At 63.8% G+C, this 18,401-nt stretch carries 17 protein-coding genes; 11 read left to right on the plus strand and 6 right to left on the minus strand.

The features are described from left to right. Positions 1-762 precede the first annotated feature (762 nt). The 8 genes from SINAC_RS04035 (at position 763) to dnaB (ending at position 8,304) form a co-directional block, all read left to right on the plus strand. Complete coding sequence (locus SINAC_RS04035) at positions 763-2,001, plus strand: M16 family metallopeptidase (protein WP_015244415.1); 1,239 nt, start codon at positions 763-765, stop codon at positions 1,999-2,001. 137 nt (positions 2,002-2,138) lie between these two features. Next, positions 2,139-3,044: a cobalamin-binding protein gene (locus SINAC_RS04040; protein WP_244884928.1), complete on the plus strand. Its 906-nt coding sequence runs from the start codon at positions 2,139-2,141 to the stop codon at positions 3,042-3,044. Between the two features lie 225 nt (positions 3,045-3,269). Beyond that, positions 3,270-3,920: a 50S ribosomal protein L25 gene (locus tag SINAC_RS04045; RefSeq protein ID WP_015244417.1), complete on the plus strand. Its 651-nt coding sequence runs from the start codon at positions 3,270-3,272 to the stop codon at positions 3,918-3,920. A 35-nt stretch (positions 3,921-3,955) separates the two neighbouring features. After that, positions 3,956-4,537: an aminoacyl-tRNA hydrolase gene (gene pth, locus SINAC_RS04050; RefSeq protein ID WP_020465911.1), complete on the plus strand. Its 582-nt coding sequence runs from the start codon at positions 3,956-3,958 to the stop codon at positions 4,535-4,537. Between the two features lie 35 nt (positions 4,538-4,572). Then, positions 4,573-4,980, plus strand: coding sequence for a 30S ribosomal protein S6 (gene rpsF, locus SINAC_RS04055; RefSeq protein WP_015244419.1), 408 nt, complete (start codon positions 4,573-4,575; stop codon positions 4,978-4,980). A 198-nt stretch (positions 4,981-5,178) separates the two neighbouring features. Continuing rightward, entirely contained in the window at positions 5,179-5,709 is a 531-nt protein-coding gene (locus SINAC_RS04060) for a single-stranded DNA-binding protein (protein ID WP_015244420.1), read from the plus strand. 132 nt (positions 5,710-5,841) lie between these two features. Next, positions 5,842-6,501 carry a 50S ribosomal protein L9 gene (gene rplI / locus SINAC_RS04065; protein ID WP_015244421.1) on the plus strand — a complete coding sequence of 220 codons (660 nt, stop codon included), beginning with the start codon at positions 5,842-5,844 and terminating at the stop codon, positions 6,499-6,501. A gap of 381 nt (positions 6,502-6,882) precedes the next feature. Further along, the gene (dnaB, locus tag SINAC_RS04070) at positions 6,883-8,304 is read left to right on the plus strand and encodes a replicative DNA helicase (protein ID WP_015244422.1); all 1,422 of its coding nucleotides are present in this window, start codon (positions 6,883-6,885) and stop codon (positions 8,302-8,304) included. A gap of 129 nt (positions 8,305-8,433) precedes the next feature. Here dnaB and SINAC_RS04075 read toward each other — a convergent pair whose 3' ends face one another. The 3 genes from SINAC_RS04075 to glnT all read right to left on the minus strand — a co-directional run bounded on the left by SINAC_RS04075 (position 8,434) and on the right by glnT (position 12,424). After that, positions 8,434-9,438: a cyanophycinase gene (locus tag SINAC_RS04075; RefSeq protein WP_015244423.1), complete on the minus strand. Its 1,005-nt coding sequence runs from the start codon at positions 9,436-9,438 to the stop codon at positions 8,434-8,436. A gap of 429 nt (positions 9,439-9,867) precedes the next feature. Further along, positions 9,868-10,998 carry an N-methyl-L-tryptophan oxidase gene (solA, locus tag SINAC_RS04080; RefSeq protein ID WP_015244425.1) on the minus strand — a complete coding sequence of 377 codons (1,131 nt, stop codon included), beginning with the start codon at positions 10,996-10,998 and terminating at the stop codon, positions 9,868-9,870. 55 nt (positions 10,999-11,053) lie between these two features. After that, entirely contained in the window at positions 11,054-12,424 is a 1,371-nt protein-coding gene (gene glnT, locus SINAC_RS04085) for a type III glutamate--ammonia ligase (RefSeq protein ID WP_015244426.1), read from the minus strand. A gap of 153 nt (positions 12,425-12,577) precedes the next feature. Here glnT and SINAC_RS04090 point away from each other — a divergent pair, with 153 nt between their 5' ends. The 3 genes from SINAC_RS04090 to SINAC_RS04100 all read left to right on the plus strand — a co-directional run bounded on the left by SINAC_RS04090 (position 12,578) and on the right by SINAC_RS04100 (position 15,746). After that, positions 12,578-13,492: a class II glutamine amidotransferase domain-containing protein gene (locus SINAC_RS04090; protein WP_015244427.1), complete on the plus strand. Its 915-nt coding sequence runs from the start codon at positions 12,578-12,580 to the stop codon at positions 13,490-13,492. 111 nt (positions 13,493-13,603) lie between these two features. Continuing rightward, the gene (locus SINAC_RS04095; protein WP_020465910.1) at positions 13,604-14,272 is read left to right on the plus strand and encodes a GltB/FmdC/FwdC-like GXGXG domain-containing protein; all 669 of its coding nucleotides are present in this window, start codon (positions 13,604-13,606) and stop codon (positions 14,270-14,272) included. Between the two features lie 106 nt (positions 14,273-14,378). Next, the gene (locus SINAC_RS04100; RefSeq protein ID WP_015244429.1) at positions 14,379-15,746 is read left to right on the plus strand and encodes an FMN-binding glutamate synthase family protein; all 1,368 of its coding nucleotides are present in this window, start codon (positions 14,379-14,381) and stop codon (positions 15,744-15,746) included. Between the two features lie 62 nt (positions 15,747-15,808). On the opposite strand, the gene SINAC_RS04105 is transcribed toward SINAC_RS04100, so the two are convergent. The 3 genes from SINAC_RS04105 to SINAC_RS04115 are packed head-to-tail and all read right to left on the minus strand — an operon-like array spanning position 15,809 to position 18,332. After that, positions 15,809-16,639, minus strand: a complete 831-nt coding sequence (locus SINAC_RS04105; protein ID WP_015244430.1) for an energy-coupling factor ABC transporter ATP-binding protein — start codon at positions 16,637-16,639, stop codon at positions 15,809-15,811. A gap of 60 nt (positions 16,640-16,699) precedes the next feature. Continuing rightward, positions 16,700-17,365, minus strand: a complete 666-nt coding sequence (locus tag SINAC_RS04110; protein WP_015244431.1) for an energy-coupling factor transporter transmembrane component T family protein — start codon at positions 17,363-17,365, stop codon at positions 16,700-16,702. Then, positions 17,355-18,332 carry an energy-coupling factor ABC transporter permease gene (locus SINAC_RS04115; protein ID WP_015244432.1) on the minus strand — a complete coding sequence of 326 codons (978 nt, stop codon included), beginning with the start codon at positions 18,330-18,332 and terminating at the stop codon, positions 17,355-17,357. Before SINAC_RS04115 ends, SINAC_RS04110 begins: the two co-directional genes overlap by 11 nt. Positions 18,333-18,401 lie beyond the last annotated feature (69 nt).

The raw sequence follows: 18,401 nt of genomic DNA on the forward strand, positions 1-18,401 counted from the left end.
CTCAGAATCAAAATGTTCATCAAGAGAAAGCAATTTTGTTAGCTTTGAATGAATCATTCGAATCAACGAATGAATGGTCTTACCTCAAGCATTAATCTCTTCGGAAATATAGAATATCACCTTCCAGAATTCAAGGTGTTAGTGGCCGCGTTTTTGTTGAAAATTTTCTCCGAGGAATTTTGCCTAACCTCAGCCATGTTAGCGACATCTGTAGGTTTAATTCGTTAGGATGGACGGGAATGGTTTCGGGGGTTCGACAAGTTTCGGAGGAGGGGGGCTAACTCGTTGCGTAAACGAAGGCGAATTTGTAAACGCGATGTTATGTCTTGTAACGGCGCTGAGCTATGGCCGTGCCAGCATCTCGCCGAGTGCGAATAAGGAACCGGCGGCCCGAACGGGAATGATGTTTTCGAGCATTGGGTGGTGAGGTTGTCGCCTGAACGGTTCCTGAGTTTGCGGAATGCCTGGACAGTCGGGACGTCTACCGCTTTTGGTTTTGGTCGAGACCGACAACTCGCTCTTGAGTTACGTCGACGAACAGGCGATGCTGCGTAGAATAATAGTGAGGGCAGTGGTTCCGCGATTCGAGCCGCCTGGCGTCGAGGGGGAATTCCCTGGATTTCACGAGATAACGGACCCTGCACTGAACGTGGGCGTCCCTCAGGGTTGACTTGAAATGCGGTCGCTCCAACCTGTTTTACGGGCGCACGTTGAGCAGGCGCAACTTGTTGCCGGCTTTTTTCTTTGGACGAGCCACGACTCATGCAATTCCACCACACGGTTCTCGATAACGGTCTGCGGGTCATCGCCGAGGTGAACGATCAGGCACACTCGGTCGCCTCAGGCTTTTTCGTCAAGGCGGGGAGCCGCGATGAGTCGACCGAGGTTGCCGGGGTTTCGCACTTTCTCGAGCACATGGTTTTCAAGGGAACCCCGAGGCGCGACGCCCTGGCGGTCAACCGTGACTTCGACCGGGTGGGGGCCAAGCACAACGCGCAGACGTCGGAGGAGGACACCTTCTACCACGTCACCTGCCTGCCCGAGTATTTGCCGCAGGCTTTCGACGTCCTCTCGGACATTCTTCGACCCAACCTCGCCGAGGAAGATTTCGATACCGAGAAGCAGGTGATCATCGAGGAAATCCGGATGTATCTGGATAACCCGATGTCGGTCGCCTACGAGGCCGCCAAGGCCGCGCACTTCGGCCCGCACCCGCTCGGGCAGAGCATTCTCGGTACGATCGAGTCGATCACCGACTTGAAGGTCGACCAGATGCGCCACTATTTCGCCCAGCGCTACAGCCCGTCGAACATCGTCCTGGCGTTCGCCGGCAAGACGGACTGGGATCAGGTGGTGGCTCTGGCCAAGGCTCACTGTGGCGGCTGGCAAGGGGGGCAAATCACCCGGCAGGCCGTTCCGCCTCGTGGGACCGGGTCGTTCCAGGCCATCCTCCGCGCCGAGGACCAGCAGCAGACGATCATCGGCGTCGGCGATGCCCCCCCGCTCGAGAGCAGCGACCGCTATGCCGCTCAACTCCTGGCGACGGTCCTGGGCGACCACACCGGGTCTCGCCTTTACTGGACCTTGATCGACCCCGGTTATGCCGACGGCGTCGAGGTCTCTTATCAGGACTATAACCAGGCGGGCGCTCTCTTCACCTTCTTGAGCTGCGACCCCGGCGAGACCCAGGCCAACCTCGGCCGGATCAGCGAGGTCTACCGGGCCGCCACGGCCGAGGGGATTACCGAGGAAGAGCTGACCCAGGCCAAGAACAAGGTCCTCGCCCGCTCGGTGCTCCGAAGCGAGCGTCCGATGGGGCGGCTCGCCTCACTCGGCTTCCACTGGACCTACCGCCGCGAGTACCTCTCCGTCGCCCAGGAGCTCGAGGCCTTCTCCCGCGTCACGCTCGACGACCTTCGCCGCATCCTGGCCGAGTGGCCCCTGCTGCCGATGACCATCGTCTCGGTCGGACCGACGACGGACGTGCACGCTCCGGAGTAAAATGAAAGCGGTGTCGAGGACGTGTCCCTTCCTGCTTGTAGGTAGTCCCGAAGGGGCGACCGTCGATTGCCGATTGCGTGGCACATACGGTCTCCCCTTCCAGAATGCAAAAGAACGTGGCCGGCGGGTACTCCCCCATGCGGATCGTGAGCCTGCTCCCCTCCTTGACTGAGCTGGTCTGCGCTTTGGGCCGTCGTGTCGACCTCGTCGGGGTCACCCACGAGTGTGACTACCCGGCAGGAGTCGAGCGGTTGCCGCACCTGACCCGAAGTCGGATCGCGGCGACGGCCTCGAGCGCCGCGATTGATGCGGCGGTCGTCGAGCAAGGGGGGAGTCTCTACGACCTGGACGGCGACGTGTTGGCTCAGCTTCGCCCTGACCTGATCCTGACCCAGGAGCAATGTGACGTCTGTGCGGTCAACGAGGCGACCGTGCGGCGGGTCGCCGCTGGACTGGCCACCGCCCCCTGGGTCGAAAGCGTCAACCCGACCTGTCTGGCCGACCTGGACGCGATGTTCCGTCGGATAGGCGTTCTGCTGGGGGCGGTCGAAGCGGCGGAGTCTCTTGTCGCCCGGTTCGATGCGACCGCCGCTGTGATCGCTCGCCGTCGCCAGGGGCGACCGTTACGCAGGGTGCTCGTCCTGGAGTGGTTCGACCCCCCCTTCTCTTCCGGTCACTGGAACCCCGAGATCGTGGCGCTTGCCGGCGGGGTCGAAGTGCTCGGCGAGGCGGGCCAGCGCTCGCGCCGGCTCTCCTGGGGCGAGGTCGCCGATGCCGATCCCGAATTGATCGTCCTCTCCCCTTGTGGGTTCACGATCGAACGGACCGAGCAGGAACTGACTGAGCTCCAGGCGCGTCCGGAGTGGACCCGGCTCGAGGCCGTTCGGAGCGGAGGTGTGACCTTGGTGGACGGCTCCGCCTATTTCTCGAGGCCGGGCCCTCGGCTCGAGTCGAGCCTCAAGATCGCTGCGGCCGCGATCGACCCGGAGGCTTGCGGTGACCTGGCTCCTGTGGCAGGCTGGCGGCGTCTTCCGGCACTTTGAGTGTCGCGCAGGGGAAGCCAATCGCGAAAAGTCGCGTGTTTCCTCTTGAATGAGGCCGGGGGCATCGGCATAATCGCTCGATGCGCGGCCTGCATCGGCCGTATTTCCGATTTCTGGGTATGTTCCGTGGCGGTGAGGGGACCGGATTTCCCTCGGGCCCGGCCCCTTTATTTTCTGATTTCGCTTCTCTGGGGACCTCGTGGCGGGGTCAGGCACAGGCGACTTATGGCGGACGCAGTCAAGATTGCGGTCGAGGCGCGGGATCCCGCGAAGAACAAAGGGACAGGCTCGAGAGTCTCGCGACGGTTGCGAGCGAACGGGCAGATCCCGGCGATTATCTACGGACACAAGCAAGACCCCTTGCCGATCTCGCTCGCACGGGCATCCGTCTGGGACATGATCAAAAAGTCCACCCACCTCGCCGAATTGAGCGTGAATGGGGCGACCGAGACGGTGATCGTCCGTGACATCCAGTGGGATCACCTCGGCAAGGAAATTATCCATCTCGACTTCGCCCGCGTGAACGCTGACGAGTCGATCGAGACCGAGGTCAAGCTCGAGTTGCGGGGGACGTCGCCCGGCGTCAGCGAAGGGGGTGTGCTCGAGCAACCGGTGCACGCCGTCGAGGTGACCTGCCGCGCCAACGCGATTCCGGACTCGATCCGGGTCGACGTGAGCAACCTGCACCTGGGGCAGAGCATTCACGTTCGCGACTTGATCCTGCCCGAAGGGGTGAAGGTCAACGCCGAGCCTGAGCTGACCTTGGTCCACGTCGTCTCACGGAGCGCACAGGCCGAGACGAGCACGCCCGGCGACGGTGAGAGCCTCACGCAGCCCGAGGTAATCAAGCCGGAGCGCCGTGAGAAGGACGAATGATCCCGACTTTCCTGGCCGTGTCGGGGTTTTAGGGAATGCGGAAACTGGTGGTCGGGCTGGGCAACCCCGGAAGCAAGTACGAGGGGACCCGGCACAACATCGGCTTCGAGGTGGTCGACCGCCTCGCCAAAGGGGGATCGGGAGCGACCTTTACCCGGAAGTTCGACGGCTTGCTGGCCGAGTCGGAAATCGACTTCCACCGGGTACTGCTCCTGAAACCCGAGACGTTCATGAATCTGAGCGGGCGGTCGGTCGCCCAAGCCTTGCGGTTCTACAAGCTTGAGTTGGCCGACCTGCTCGTGGTTTGCGACGACCTGAACCTACCCTTGGGGAAGTTGAGGATCCGGGGGGGAGGGTCGGATGGCGGTCAGAAGGGGCTCCGTGATATCACGGCCCAGCTCGGGTCGGAAAACTATGCCCGGCTTCGGATTGGGATCGGTGAGCGCGGACCCGTCGATGCCGCCGACTTCGTCCTGAGCCGGTTCCGCACCGCGGACCGACTTGCGGTGGAAGACGCCTTGATCTTAGCCTCGCAGGCCGTGGCCGTCTGGGTAACCCAGGGACAGGCCGCCGCCATGAATCGATTCAACGGACCAACAACGCCCACGAGTGGCTGACCACTTAGTTTATTTGCCAACCTGGAGGGAAGCTCTTGCCTGTCAACACGTACGAGGCGATGTTCCTGCTGGACAGCTCGAAAGTCGCCGTCTCTTGGGACGACTCGGTCAAGCATGTTCACGACATCCTGACCAAGCATGAATCGGAGATCGTCGCCAGCCGCCAGTGGGATGAACGCAGGCTCTCCTACCCGGTCGACGGCCACAAGAAGGGGACGTACCTCCTGACCTACTTCAAGGCAGAAGGGGCCAACCTCAAGGAGATCGTCGCCGATTGCCGGCTGAGCGACTTCGTGCTCCGCGAGCTGATCCTCAAGGTCCATCCCAAGCTGGTCGACCACCTGGTCAATCAGGCGATGACCTCGACGCCCAATGCCGAAGAAGAAGGACGTCGCGAAGAGGACATGGACGACCGTCCCCGCCGCCGTCGCCGCGACGACTGAGTCGAGCGGAATGGATCAGCTCGAAACGGAGCCGTCGGACCGGATTCGCTCGTTCAATCCCCAAGCGGTGATGAGCTTAACCGTCCCAGTTTGATCCTTGTGGGTGAAACGGGAATGTGGTAGTTTTTGGTAGGGAACAACCGTTTACGCCTGCATGTTGGGAACGGCAAGCCGTTGCTCCTGGGGAGGGACCAGTCGATGGCCGACTTGAATAAGGTTTTTTTGATGGGTCGACTCACGTTCGACCCCGAGTTGCGCTATACGCCCAGTGGCGCGGCGGTCACGGACCTACGGATGGCGACCAGCCGGACGTGGACGGGTAAGGATGGGGAGCGCAAGGAAGAAACCCTGTTCATCGACGTGACGGTCTGGGACCGCCAGGCCGAGAATTGTTGCCAGTACTTGAAGAAGGGGAGCGGCGTCCACATCGAAGGCGCTCTGAAGATGGACACCTGGGACGACAAGACGACCGGCGAGAAGCGGTCGAAGATCCGGGTATCCGCCGACCGGGTGCAGTTCTTGGACCGACGTTCCGACGGAGGTGGCGGCGGTGGTGGTGGCGACAGCGACTATGCCCCGCCCGCTGCGCGAGAGCCGCAAGCCAGACGGAGCGGTCCTGCGGGTGCCTCGTCCGAGTCGCGCGGTCGCGCTCCGTACTCGCCTCCGAGCCAATCGGCGGGCCGTCGTGCCGCCGAACCCGAAACGGACGATGAGGATATCCCGTTCTGACCTTGGTGGGTCGGACGGGTTCTCCCGAATTTTTTTTCGTGTGTTGGAAGCGATCGATAGTCGAAGACGAACGGCCGAGCGGCGGATGATGATCTTCGCCTCGCGACGCCCCACCCAAGGAGTGATTGCACGATGGCCAAGATGACCGACAAGAAACCGGCCAAGGCCAAGACGAAGGTCAAAGTGAAGGCGTCGACCAAGGCCAAGAAAGCCGCGGCGGCTGCCGCGGCCCATGCCAAGCCTTCGGTAACCACCCTGACTCCGACCGTCCGCCAGCCGGGCGTCGAACGACGCAGGAATCATCCGACCCGTTCCAAAGACGGCTACATGGAAATCCTGCTGACCCACACCGTCCCCCACTTCGGCCAGCCCGGCGACCTGGTCAAGGTACGCCCCGGGTTCGCCCGCAACTATCTCTTGCCCCAAGGGCTTGCGACGTTCGCGACACCGCACAACCTGCGGATCGTCGAGAAGCATCGCCAGCGGCTCTACCAGCTCGAGGTCGCCCGCCGGGCCGACCTTCAGAACCTGGCCGCCCAGATTGCCCAGCGCTCGGTTACGATCGAGGCCAACGCCAACGCCGAGGGGCACCTCTACGGCTCGGTGACCGCCGACCAGATCGCCGCCACGCTCAAGGCCGACAACTTCCCCATCGAAGCCGAAAACGTTCGGATCGAGGGCCCGTTGAAGGAGTTGGGTCTCTACACGATCAAGCTCGCCCTCGGGCAGGACGTCACGACCGAAGTCAAGCTGTGGGTCGTTCCGACGCACACCGACGAACCGGTCGCTTGATCTCCGCCTTCGGCTCCTGACCCCTTCCGAAGGTGTCTTGCCCCAGACGGCAGGCTCTTCGGTGGGTTCGCCAGAGATAAGAAAGCCCGGTCCTCTCGGTGACGAGGGGGCCGGGCTTCTTTTCGTCTCGGGCGCGCGGGTGGTGCCCGAATCAGTCCTTTTTCTGATGGCCAAGTCTTCTCGTGGCCGATACGATTGTTCAGATCGGCTATCGTGCCGGATGCGTTCGCGCGTCGGGTTACGGGGGGTCAGTTCCTCGGCCTTTGACGAGGGAGACCCGGATGGATTGGCCGGTCGATGAACCCACAGGGGAGTCGGCCCATACTCTCAATCGAATGGGCCGGACCTCTCTGGTGTGCGAGCAGGGAGTTGCTTCGGATCATGGCCGCTTCAAATTTCAACGGGAATGGAAATGGTAGTGCTCACGGCCGCCCGCCGAAGGGGGAAGGGGGCTCGCTGACCGACCGCCTCCCACCGCAGAACCTCGAGGCCGAACAAGGGGTTCTCGGGAGTATTCTGCTCGACAACGAGGTCCTTCACGACGTCGTCTCCAAACTCAAGGCGGACGACTTCTACCGCGACACGCATCAGACCCTCTACCGGGCGATCCGGGACCTCTACGATCTCGGCAAGCCGATCGACGGCCTGACCCTCTCGGCGGAACTCACCCAGCGCGGTGAGTTTGAAGCGATCGGCGGCCACGAAACCCTCTCCGAGATCGTGGAGAGTGTCCCCCACTCGGCCAATGCGCGATACTATGCCGATATCGTGCGCCAGAAGTCGATCAGCCGGCGGTTGATCGAGAGCGCCAACGAGATCCTCCGCGACGGCTATTCGAATAACTTCACGGCGGAAGCCCTGCTGGAGAAGGCCGAGCAGAAGATCTTCGAGATCGCCGGCGACACGATTCAAGGGGACACGGCCGAACTGCTCCATGTGCTCAAGGAAGCGATGGATCGGATCGAGGAGCGGACCGTCTCCAAGCATGCGGTCACCGGGGTCGCAACCGGCTACTTCGAGCTCGACGAGTACATGGGCGGCCTCCAACCCGGCCAGCTCATCGTCCTGGCAGCGCGGCCGAGTATGGGGAAGACGGCACTCGCCTTGAACTTCGCCGACAACGTCGGCGTCAACCTTAAGGTCCCTGTCCTCTTCGTCAGCCTCGAAATGGGCCGGCTCGAACTCGTCGAGCGGCTTCTCTGCGCCCGAGCCCGGGTGGACGGTAAGAAGCTGCGGACCGGCCAAGGGTTGGGGACCCGCGAGATGAGTATGCTGGGCAAGGGGTATAGCGAAATGCATACGGCCCCTTTGTTCATCGACGATACGCCGTCGCGGAACATGCTCCAAGTCACCGCCAACGCGCGTCGACTGAAGCTTCGGCATAACCTCGGCTTGATCGTGGTCGACTACATCCAGCTCGTCGACAGCGAGGAAACCCGCGACAGCCGCCAGGAGCAGATCGCCAAGATCAGCCGCCGGATGAAAACGCTCGCTCGTGAACTCGAACTCCCCGTGATCGCCCTCTCGCAGCTCAACCGAGGTGTCGAGAATCGCGAAGACCGCCGCCCTCGCATGGCCGACCTTCGTGAGTCCGGTGCCATCGAACAGGACGCCGACGTCGTCCTCCTGATCCACCGGCCCGACTATTACGACCCCAACGACTCGCCGGGCATCGCCGAGGTTATCATCGCCAAGAACCGTAACGGCGCCACCGGGACGGTGAAGCTCACCTTCCTCAAGAACCTCACCCGGTTCGAGAACCTGGCTTCGGTCGCCGACCCGATCGATGCCGCCGCCTTCTGAGCCGTTGGCTTTATTGGTTCTCAAGAGGCCGATTGCTTCGGGAAACGAAACAAAAGGGCACGAGCGTCGATGGACGCTCGTGCCCCCTTTGTTTGGTGAGTCGTTCCCGGTTCGCCGACGACGCCTGGATCAGAGCGAGCCGACCGTCAAGCCCGCTGTTTCATCCCCATTGACGCCGGCCGTGGCGTCTTCGACGGGCTTCATCAGGGCGGACATGGCCGTCATGTCGCCCGATTTGAGGAACTTCAGGCTGACCGACTTGTGATGAGAGTCAGGGACGCAGGCGACGACATACGATGCGCCAATCACGCTCAAATGGTGTTCCCTGACATCGACCACGAGGGCAGTCTCTTCATCGATTCCCAAGCCTACGAGGTTGGGATGCAACGAGAGGGCGCCGATCAGCCGATCCATCCGGTTCCGCTTGAGAAAGTGCTGGTCGATCACGGCCCCTTTGATGAAATCAAACCCTTGGCCCACCCTGGGCTTATCTCGTCCGCCGGTAATCATCACGCCTGACATCACGGCCGCCCCGGCGGACGTTCCGGCGATGACGCCGCCCCGCGCGAGGACCGCTTTCAGCTGCTCCTGCACCGCCGTGCCCAGGTAGGTGTCGGTCAGGAAAACCTGATTCCCGCCGGTGAGCCAGACCCCCGTCGCCTTGGTCAAAGCCTGAAAGAAGGACGGATCGTTGGCGGTCTCTCGTGACCGGGTATGCAGGAGTTGGACGGAGTCCGCCTCACAGTCCTTCCACTCCGCCAGGACGTTGGCGAGGTAATCGGGTTGGTCGGCCTTGATCTTCGCCGTCGGGATCACCACGATCCGCGCCCGTGGACCGCCAGCCAGCTTGCAGAACTCGTTGCGAATCGCGGGTGGCAGTTTCCCGCCGCCGCAAATCATCAGCTTTCCGCCGGAGTGGTGCTGGACGACCTGGATCGCCGCCGGTTCGATCGCCACTGACACGAGTTCGATCGCCGACGTTTCCGGCTTCGGTTGCATCCTTTGGTACAGAGACACGCCGCACCAGAGGACGGCGACGACCCCCGCTCCCGCCAAGATCGTGGCGCGGAGAACGACGTGAACCGTAGGAGGCAGACGTCGCCCGTTACGGTCGCGCGGTGGATGGATAGACATCTTGCCACCTCATTCTTGATATGGCCAAGGATGCGCAATGGGGGGGATCACGACGATTGCGCCAGGCAAAATCACTTCGCTCAAGGCTGGTCTGGAGGCACGGCACCGCGAGAATCCATTACTCTGATCGGTCGGCCCGCAAATCGCCGTTCTTCACCCAACCTTATTTTATCCCATTCGGCAATGTTTTACAAGTCTTAGAGACTTGATGGGAATAAAATAAAACAATGGTGGGGATTAGCCGGTTTGGTTGGATTGCGGATGCCCCTTGGCTTACGACCGTCTCCTCACTACTCATCAGTCAGTTCGCAAGTCGTGTGCCATGAGTTCGGTCCCTGAGGGAAAGCGATGGTGATTTGGGAGCGAACTCGGGCTGCTGCCACTTTTTTGAGCGGAGAACGGTGGTCTCAAAGCGTTTGTGAAGCATGGTTAAAGCTTCCAGGGTTCGATGTCAATATCGGTCGCTCCTTGGGTAGCCAGATCGGCGAGGACGCGGCCGATCAGGCAAGAGAATTTGAAGCCGTGCCCGCTGCATGGGCTTGCCATGATGAGATTCGGGCAGTCGGGCCGACTGCCGAGGCGGAAGTGTTCGTCAGGAGTGGTGGTGTATAAGCAAACTTCGGTCCTCTCGATGGACGCTTCGACCAACGCGGGGATCGACCTCTTGAGGAAGTGGTGGATGATTTCAAGGTAGGCAGGGTCGATGGCACGATCCATGGTATCGGGGTCGACCTCTGGGCCGCCGTGCCGGGCCACTTTGACGCCGCAGCCTTGGTATTCCGGCATCCCGTAGAAGTCGTCGAGGGCGTCGGCCCCTTTGTGGATGAAGACCGGGAACCGGCCCGGGGCGAATGGAGCCGGGTCGTTGGGGCGAAAGTAGAGGACTTGCTGTCGTGTCGGACGGAGCGCCACCGGGAACTGGGGCAGGAGCCGCCCCGCCCAGGCGCCGGCGGTCACGATCAGGCGGTCGGCGGAGATGCGGAGTGCGTCGGTCAAGACGACCGGCTTGTTTCCCTCGAGGTCGATGGAGCGGACCGGGCATTCCGCGAGCACCCTCGTTTGGTCGCCCCCGAATTGGCGGGCGAGCTCCCGTTGAAGCGCGATCGCTCGCGCGGCCGCGAGCAATCCGGCGTCAGGTTCGAAGACGACGTCGGTGTCATCGGGCAGGTCGAAGACGGGGAAGGCGTGCCGGAGCGCGCGGCCCGACATCCGGCGGTGGGGGATGTCGATGGCCGCCAAGCTGGCGGCAACCTGGGCGACATAATCGACCTGAGGGGGACAGAACGAGAGGCCGCCGGTACGGAGATAGAGATTCTGTCCGGCGTCGACCTCAAGGTCTTTCCAGGCGCGGAAGGCGTCGAGCATCAGCCGGGCGTAGCGCGGGTCGGCATAGGAGTGCCGTGTGATTCGCGCGACGCCGTGCGAACTGCCCCGATCGTGTCCGATCGCGAATTGCTCGAGCAGGAGGACCGGTTCACCGCGCTTGGCCAGGTGGTAAGCCGTGGCCGAACCCATGGCGCCGGTGCCAATGACGACGTTGCGAGCGTGCAGTTGTTCCATCGTTCGTCCGTGGAGCCTTTGGGAGGAAAAAGAAGTTGGGGGACCGAGACCGGTATCAAAGGGCGTTGAGGTAGCGTTGGAGCTCCCAGGACTCGACCTGGGAATGATACTCACGCCATTCGTCGCGCTTCAGCCGGGTGAACTCGCCAGCGATCGGGCCGAGGGCGTTGCGGATGACGGAATCCTTGTCGAAGTGATCGAGCGCCGCGCTCAGCGATTGCGGCAGGGTCGCGATCCCGCGTTCCGCCATCGCGGCCAGCCCGACCTCGTAGAGGTTGCCGAGGTTCGGCTCGCCCGGGTCGAGTCGCCGGGCGATGCCGTCGAGCCCCGCGCCGAGGTAGGCGGCGATGGCCAGGTACGGGTTGCAAGCGCTCGAGATCGTCCGGTCTTCGACGTGGCCCGGTTCGCAGACGCGCAGCATCTGGGTCCGGTTGTTGTCGCCGTAAGAGATGAAGGCCGGGACCCAGGTGAAGCCGGAACGCGAGCCGGTCAGGGCGGGGCCGACCTGGAGTCGCTTGTAACAGTTGACCGTCGGCGAGGTCACCGCACAGAGTGCGGGGGCGTGCGCGAGGACGCCCCCCAGGAAGTGGTAGGCGAGCCTGGAGAGGCCGAGTCCGCGCGGGTCGGACTCGTCGACAAACAGGTTCGTGCCCGACCGGGCGTCGGCGAGGTGATAGTGCAGGTGCGCGCCCGAGCCGGTGCGGGTTGCGAACGGCTTGGCCATGAACGTGGCGATTGCGCCGAAGCGTCGGGCGACCTGGCCGGCCATCATCCGGAAGAAGGTGAACCGGTCGGCGGTCGTCAGGGCCTCGGCATATTTGAAGTTGATCTCGAACTGGAAGTTGGCATCCTCGTGGTCGGTCTGGTAGACGTCCCAGCCGAGGGTCTCGAGGCCGTCGTTCATGGCGCGGAGGAACTCGAGGGCGGCGGAGATCCCCTTAAAATCGTAGCAAGGCTTGCTCAGGTCGTCGACGCCGTGCGGGTCCCAGCCCTGGACTGAGCCGTCTGCTTGTTTCGTCACCAGGAAGAACTCGGGCTCGATGCCGACGTTGAACACGAAGCCAAGCTCTCGGGCACGCGCGAGCATCTGTCGGAGATTGACCCGAGGGCAATACGGATGGGGCGACTCGTCGACGTAGAGGTCGGCGGCGAACCGGGCGACGCCCGCTTCGTAGGACAAGGGGGTATAAGTCTCCAGGTCGATGCGGGCACACATGTCGTGAGAGTGGGGCCCCTGCCCCGAGCCCCAGACGGCCCCACCGGCGAACCCCGCCCCCGCCTGGGCAGCCGAACGAAGGGCCTTGGCCGGGACGAGCTTGACCTTGGCTGAGCCATGGATGTCGACGAACTGGATCAGCAGATAAGTGATGCCGTCCGTCTGAAACCGACCTTCGAGGGCATTGAGCTTGGCCTCGAGCTGGGACATGGGACTCCTCTCCTTCGCGAGGTCGTTCTCCCCTGGCAGGGACCTCGCAAGCATTCGAGAAACAATTGTTGGCGACAATTGCCGGGGAAGCTACTAAAATGACCCGACCCGCGACTCCTCTCCCCAAGATCACCCGCGGGCAAGGAGAGGCTTATGTGCGGAATCGTCGGTTTCCTGGACAGGCTGGACCGCCCCGACTTCCCGACGGGGCGGGTCGTCTTGGCGATGCTCGACGCCCTCGGCTGCCGAGGCCCGGACAGCGCGGGGGCCGCCCTGCTCCGCTCGGACGAGATCGACGGCGTCTGGGCCGTCCGGATTGCGCCCGGGGATGCCCTGGCTCTGACGCGGCTTGAACCCTTGGGTGTGGTGGAACGCGTTGAACACGCGGCTGGGTCGCTCCGGTTCCGGTTCCGGCCTGGCCCCGGGGTTACCCCCGAAGGTGTGGAAGTTGCCCTCGGGGCCTGTCGGGATGGTCTGGAGGTTCTCAGCCTGGGAAGCCGGATCGACCTGGTCAAGCAGGTCGGCTCGCCCGCGCAGCTCGACGCAGCGTACGGGTTCTCGGCCTGGCGCGGGCCGTTGGCGATCGGCCATACGCGGATGTCGACCGAGAGCCGGATCGACCTGAGCCATTCGCAACCCTTCTGGGCCCACGGCGTCTCCGACCTCGCCACCGTACACAACGGCCACGTCACCAACTATCATCAGCTCCGCCGCCGCTACGAGCGGCAAGGGGTCACGTTCTACACGGACAATGACTCCGAAGTGATTGGCGTTTACCTGCGCGATCGCCTGGCCCAAGGACGGTCCCTGACCGAGGCCATGGCCGACTCGATCGTCGACCTCGACGGCGCCTACAACTACCTTGTGGCGTCCGCCGAGGGCCTGGGGGTGGTGCGCGACCGCTTCGGCTTCAAGCCGTTGATGATCGCGGAGACCGACGCGTTTGTTGCCGTCGCCACCGAAGAGATCGCCCTCCGCCGCGCCTTCCCCGGGTCGTTTCGGGTTCTGGAGCCTGCCCCGGGCCGGGCCTTGTTCTATCCGCTTGCCGTCACACCCGCCTTGGTCTGATCTTCACCTCGTGGCTCCTCACCTCACCCTGCGTTGCCTTTCATCGAAAGGGACCTGCCCGTGCCCCTGCCCGCAACTTCCGAACGGACAAGCACTATTGATTGTAGTGATATGCCAGTGCGTGCCATCAACCGTGAGATCCGGGCGGCGCTCGCCGGAAACAGCACGAAGATCATGCTGCTCCATCCCGGCGCCCGCCACAACCTGGGCGTGGCGCTCCCCGAGGGAACAGAATTGACGATCGACGGCCCCGCCGGCTACTACGTGGCCGGCCTGAACGACGGTGCGACCGTCCACGTGCACGGTGGCGTCGGTTGGGGTGCGGCCGAGAGCATGCGCGATGGTGTCGTCACCATCGACGGTGACGCCGGTAACGCCGTCGCGGCGGCGATCCGCGATGGTGTCGTGGTCGTCCGAGGGGACGCCTCGACCCGTGCAGGGATCGCCATGAAAGGAGGAGTCTTGATCGTCGGCGGAAGCGTCGGTCCGATGGCCGGGTTCATGATGCAGAAAGGAATTATCATCATCTGCGGTGATGCCGCCGACGGCGTGGCCGACAGCATGTACGCCGGGACCGTCTACGTCGCCGGTAAGCTCGGCGAACTCGGGGCCGACGCCGTGGTTGAAGAGTTCACCGGGGGGGATCGCGACCTGGTCTATTCGCATCTCGAGCGATGGAAGATTCCCGCTCCCGCCGCTGGTTTTCGCAAACTCGTCGCCGGTCGGAAGCTCTGGAATTTTCAGAAAGCAGATCGGCATCTCTGGAAATCAGCTCTCTAAAAGGTGGGGTCGACTCGCTAGTCCCAGACGTTCGAAAGATGACGTCCAAGGGCAGGCTCACTTCTTGACGACACGATCAATCCCCCGTTCCTGAGGATCCTCCTCCATGTCCGACTCGACACCTCCGCCTGGTTCCGCAGCCGACCCTTCGCCGATGGAGCGGTCGGGCACGTTCACTCCCGGCGTGATTGAAGATATCCAGATCAAGGCCGAACTGGCCCGCTACCGGATTCGCGGGTTCGGCATTCTCAGGCCGAGGACCTGGGCCACCTTCGACGACCTTACGTTCGTCCCCGGCACCCTGACGCGGATCCCGCTTGAGGGTTATCGTGAGAAGTGCTCGACCAAGACGGTGCTGGGCACCCGGTTCGCGTCGCAACCGCTGGAGCTCGACATCCCGTTGATGGTCACCGGCATGAGCTACGGGGCCCTCTCGCGGAACGCCAAGACCGCGCTCTCGCGCGGTGCCCGAATGGCCGGGACCTCGACCACTACGGGGGACGGCGGTATGCTCGACGTCGAGCGCTCGGAGTCGCGGGCGATGATCTACGAGGTCTTGCCCAGCCGCTACGGGATCAATGTCCAGCATCTCCGCCAGGCTGACGCCATTGAGCTGACGATCGGCCAAGGGGCCAAGCCTGGCACCGGGGGCCTACTGCTTGGCTCGAAAGTCTCCGACGAGGTGGCCCGGCTTCGCGACCTCCCCCCCGGTGTCGATCAGCGCTCGCCCTGTCGGCATCCCGACTTCCTTGGCCCTGACGACATGGTCATCAAGATCGAGGAGCTTCGCGAGGCGACCGACTGGCGCATCCCGATCTTCGTCAAGATGGGAGCCTCGCGCGTCTTCGACGATGTTCGGCTCGCCGCCAAGGCGGGGGCTGATGTCGTGGTCGTCGACGGCATGGAAGGCGGCACCGGCGCTTCGCCCGAACTGCTCCAGGAGCACACCGGCATCCCGACCCTCGCCGCCGTCTGCGAGGCGCGTGCGGCTCTCGAAGACATCGGCCTGTACGGCAAGGTTCAGCTCGTCATTGCCGGCGGCCTGAGGCACGGCTCCGACTGCGCCAAGGCGCTCGCCCTGGGGGCCGACGCCTGCTACCTGGGCACGGCCCTCCTGATCGCCTTGAACTGCAACAAGCCGATTTATGTCGAAGACTATCATGCCATCGGCGCGGCCCCGTATGCCTGTCACCATTGTCACACCGGCCGCTGCCCGGTTGGGATCACGACTCAGGACCCGGAGCTGACCGCTCGCCTGGAAGTCGACGCCGCCTCCGAGCGTGTCGCCAGCTTCTTCCATGCGCTGACGTCGGAAGTCCAGGTCTTGGCCCGCGCCTGTGGTAAGAGCGACGTCCACCATCTCGAGCCGGAAGACCTGCGGGCCTTGACCCTCGAAGCCTCGATGATCACCGGCCTCCCCCTGGCCGGCACCAACCGCGTTTACGGTGGCGGTCCGGGTTGGGCAAGCCATTGAATGCTGATGGATAAGGAGTTACTGAAATCGTCGGGTGGGCGCGGCCCACCCGGCCAGAGAATTCAGAACGACCGGCCGATTTTGAGGCTTAGCGGCATTTCGAGGCCGTGGGCCTCGAGCAGGTTGGGGTCGCCCAGGACGTTGCGGGTCAGGCCATTGGCCACGATCCGGCCGGAGTCGAGGAGGACGGTCCGGTTGCAGAGCTCGAGGACCATCTCGAGGTCGTGGGTGGCGATCAGCTTGGTGGCGGTGAGCCCTCGGATCAACTCGATGAACCGGCGGCGGCCACGGGGGTCGAGGTTGGCCGTCGGCTCGTCGAGGACGAGGACCGACGGGTTGCAGGCGAGTACGCCCGCCAGGCAGACCCGCTTCCGTTCGCCGAAGCTCAGGTGGTGGGGGGCGCGGTCGGCCACGTCGTCGAGGTTCACCCGGGCGAGGCACTCGAGGGCGATCCGTTTTGCCTCGGCCCGGCTCTTCCCGAGGTTGAGCGGGCCGAACGCCACGTCTTCGATGACCGACGTGCTGAAGAGCTGGTCGTCCGGGTCCTGGAAGACCAGGCCCACCCGGCGGCGGACCTCGGGCGCGTTCTTCGCGTTGACTTCCAGGCCGTCGATCCAGACTGCGGGGGCGCTGCTGCCGTTGCGGGAGTGCTGGCTGGTCCCGTGCGCGTGCAAGGGCTGGCCTCGCTCCTTGCCCGGAAGGATCCCGTTGAGGTGCAGGAGGAGCGTGCTCTTGCCCGCGCCGTTGGGGCCGACCAGGGCGATCGTCTCGCCCGGCACGATCGTCAGGTCGACTCCGCGAAGGGCGAGCCGGCCGTCGGGGTAGCGATAGATCAATTCGCGGACCTGCACGGCCGGCGCGTCGTTCGTCATGGTTGGGCTGGAGGAGTTCATCTCACGCACCTTGCCTCGCCTTCACCGCGAGGGGACGCGGAGATCGATCGAATCGAATCGTCAGGGGCTATCAGAGTCGTCGAGCGTCCGGATCGTCCCATCCCAACCTCGCGCGAGCATCGCCGCGTGGACCCGTTCGCCACGCTCGAAGGCACGGAGGAAGAGGATACCGATCAGGCCGGTTAAGAGCACCCAGTCGAGCCGTCCCGAACGGCGGAAGGTCCGCGACCGTCGCGCCTTGACCATCCGATCGAGCTCCTCGGTGAGCACGTGCAGGTAACGATACATAAATTGGAGGGTTGCCACCAGCGCAGCGGGCATCCCCAGCCGGCGCATTCCGCCCAGCAATTTCCGGAACGGGGTGACGTTGACCAAGCTGAGCGTTGCCAGGAAGGCCATGCTGTTCTTGGCGACGATCGTCAGCATGACCGCCGCGATGCCGAACTCTTTGCGACTCGGGTGCGCCCGGGCCACCATCAGGGCGAGGAATCCGACCAGAACGATGAACCCGAGCCAGCGTGTCAGGAGCTCGCGCGGAGGAGCGCCCGAAAGCCCGATCACGAAAGCGAGGACCAGACCCTCGGCCGCCAGGAGCCGCCACCAGCCGATTGGCGTCGCGACCACCGCGATGATGTATGCCAGGGTGACGACCAGCTTGATTCGCGGGTCGAGGCGGTGGAGCGGGCCGTCCCCCTCGCTGTGGCGTTCGAGGAACTCAAGCCGCATCCGGGTCGACTCCCGCCGGCTTCCGCGTTAAGAAGACCCGGGCCAGCCCCAGCCCGACGGCGAAAACGACCAGCGTTCCCACCAGCCCTGCGAAGGCGGTCGCGGCCTGGACGTTCGCCGTGCCGAGGAGTGGCAGACTGTAATCGGGGATCGGCGCGGGGAGAATCGCCGGTGCTCCCTCCTTGAGGAAGCCGAGCTTCTCCCCCACATACTCGAGGCCGTCGGGATGCGCCGACGCGAACGGCGCGAGGAAGATGCAAATCGCCAGGGCAATTCCGAGCCCTGCCCCGATCAGCGCCCCCCAGCCGGGGAGAACCTTGGCTTCGGTCTCATCGGGCTGATAGACCAGGTCGGGGCGAGTTAGGAGGATGAATCGGATCACCAGGCCGGTCACGATCGCCTCGCCCAGGCCGATCCCGGCGTGGACCAGGGCCATCCAACTCAGGGTCTGGAAGAAGTGGGACCAACCGCTCGAGAATGCCAGTTCGATGGCGAACGCCCCCGAAGCCAGGATGACCGAGAACCAGGCCGCCACCATCGCGCCGAGCAGGACCCCTGCGCGGCCGCCGATCGCCCGGCGGACCGGGGCGTAGATCGCATACCCCCCCACCGCGCCGATCAGGCCCATGTTGAGGAAGTTCGCTCCCAGGGCGGTGAGCCCGCCATCGCCGAAGAGCAGGCACTGGACGATGAGTACCGCGCCGATGACCACCGCGCCGGCCCAAGGTCCGAGCATCACCGCTGAGAGGACCCCGCCCAAGAGGTGCCCCGAGATCGGTAGCGGCCCGATCGGGAAGTTCACCATCTGGGCGGCGAAGACGAAGGCCGCCATCGTCCCCATCAAGACGGTCGTCCGCTCGCCCAGCCTCGACTCGAGCAGCCTGAGCCCGGCCGACATCCCGGCCACCGCCACCACACCGGTCGCCGCGGCCACCTTCGGATCGAGCACGGCGTCGGGGATGTGCATTCTCAAGAACCTCGACAAGTCGCCCACGAGACCCGGCAAGACATTTTTGGGGATGCCCTCATCGTAACC

The sequence above is a fragment of the Singulisphaera acidiphila DSM 18658 genome (genome assembly GCF_000242455.2).
In the GTDB taxonomy this organism is placed as follows: Bacteria; Planctomycetota; Planctomycetia; order Isosphaerales; family Isosphaeraceae; genus Singulisphaera; species Singulisphaera acidiphila.